The sequence below is a fragment of the Mycobacterium simiae genome (genome assembly GCF_008370645.1).
GTDB classification, from domain to species: Bacteria; Actinomycetota; Actinomycetes; order Mycobacteriales; family Mycobacteriaceae; genus Mycobacterium; species Mycobacterium simiae_A.
The window spans coordinates 1-782 of record NZ_VTZN01000450.1; the positions used below are offsets into that span (position 1 = coordinate 1).

A 782-nucleotide genomic window follows, 5' to 3' on the forward strand; every position below is an offset into this window, starting at 1 on the left:
GGCGCCGGCGGAACCGGGGGCACCGGTGGTACCGGGGGCACCGGCGTCAAAGGCGCTGACAGCAGCGCGCTCAGCGGCACCGGCCAAAGCGGTGGCAATGGTGGGGATGGCGGCGTGGGAGGAACCGGCGGGACTGGTGGCGCCGGCGGGCAAGCGCCCGCGGGCAAGGCCGGCATTCAGGGGGTAGGCGGCACAGGAGGCACCGGCGGAACCGGTGGGGTTCCTGGCGACGGCGGCCGCGGCGGCGACGGCGCTCGCGGCGGCGACGGACCCGGCGGCACCGGCGGCACCGGCGGCACCGGCGGCAACGCCGGCAACAGCGGCGCCGGTGGGGCCGGCGGGGCCGGTTCTCGCACTGGCGCCACCGGGGGGCTCGCCGCAACTGCTCCTGACGGTGGCAAAGGCGGAGTCGCCGGCAACGGTGGTTCGGGACAAAACGGCAACGACGACGGTAGCGGCGGTATCGGCGGCGTCGGCGGGATGGGCGGCGCCGGCGGTATGGCCCTGACAGGCGGTAAGGGCGGAGCCGGCGGCGCAGGCGGTGCCGGCGGTCCAGGCAACTCGGGGTACAACGGCGGTGTAGCCGGAAATGGTGGGGCTGGCGGCGCAGGCGGTTATGGGAACGCGAAAGGCGGCGATGGCGGCGACGGCGGCGTAGGCGGCCTCGGCGGACCTTCTGGCAGCGACGCCTACGGCAACCATGGCGGGAACGGCGGTGCCGGCGGAACGGGCGGTGGCAGCCTTATCTGGGGCGGAACCGGCGGCACCGGCGGCGACGGCGG

The 782-nt window shown here is 76.5% G+C and carries 1 pseudogene; it reads left to right on the forward strand.

Features of this window, described 5'->3' with window-relative positions:
* A pseudogene (locus F0Q45_RS28330) lies at positions 1-782 on the forward strand (hypothetical protein); the annotation flags it as partial.